This window comes from Bacillus sp. MHSD_36, assembly GCF_030757775.1.
In the GTDB taxonomy this organism is placed as follows: Bacteria; Bacillota; Bacilli; order Bacillales; family Bacillaceae_G; genus Bacillus_A.
Genome location: NZ_JAVBIS010000037.1, coordinates 1 through 389 on the forward strand (window position 1 = coordinate 1; position 389 = coordinate 389).

General features: G+C 54.2%; 4 tRNA genes. All 4 read right to left on the reverse strand.

Features of this window, described 5'->3' with window-relative positions:
• Positions 1–13: 13 nt before the first annotated feature.
• Positions 14–106 (reverse strand) — tRNA-Ser (locus Q9B79_RS26850).
• A 17-nt stretch (positions 107–123) separates the two neighbouring features.
• Positions 124–200, reverse strand: a tRNA-Ile gene (locus Q9B79_RS26855).
• Positions 201–204: 4 nt separating this feature from the next.
• Positions 205–281 (reverse strand) — tRNA-Met (locus Q9B79_RS26860).
• A gap of 20 nt (positions 282–301) precedes the next feature.
• A tRNA-Ala gene (locus Q9B79_RS26865) sits at positions 302–374 on the reverse strand.
• Positions 375–389 lie beyond the last annotated feature (15 nt).

Sequence of the window (389 nt, forward strand, 5' to 3'; positions counted from 1 at the left end):
GATTTAGAAAAAATGGAGGAGGTAGAGGGATTCGAACCCCCGCGCGACTCTCGCCGCCTGTCGGTTTTCAAGACCGATCCCTTCAGCCGAACTTGGGTATACCTCCGAGATATAAACTTTCAATGGTGGACCTTGTAGGACTCGAACCTACGACCGGACGGTTATGAGCCGTCTGCTCTAACCAGCTGAGCTAAAGGTCCTTTATGGTAGCGGCGGAGGGGATCGAACCCCCGACCTCACGGGTATGAACCGTACGCTCTAGCCAGCTGAGCTACACCGCCATAAATGATATTGAAATAAGTGGAGCCTAGCGGGATCGAACCGCTGACCTCCTGCGTGCAAGGCAGGCGCTCTCCCAGCTGAGCTAAGGCCCCATGTTTTTTGGGAAT